Here is a 318-nt window from a genome sequence, read left to right on the forward strand (position 1 = left end):
GTTCCAAACCGTAGATCTTAGTGCAGAATATAAGGAGCGTATTGTAGATTACATGTTCAATGAATATGAACGCGGCCGAACCCCTAACCCTGATGTACTTTGTAACCGGGAGATAAAGTTTGACGTGTTTATGAAGATCGCCCTTTCCCTGGGTGCCGACTTTGTCGCTACCGGACATTACTGCCGTAAAGGAGAAACTCAGGTCGATGGCAAACAGGTTTACCGCCTGCTCTCCGGAAAGGATAACAACAAGGATCAATCCTATTTCCTATGTCAGTTATCCCAGGAACAGCTGGCAAAAACATTATTTCCTATTGG

1 pseudogene is annotated in these 318 nt (G+C 45.0%); it reads left to right on the plus strand.

The annotated features are described in order from the left end of the window. A pseudogene (locus tag HC176_RS18590) lies at positions 1–318 on the plus strand (tRNA 2-thiouridine(34) synthase MnmA); the annotation flags it as partial.

The organism is Tamlana crocina (genome assembly GCF_012037625.1).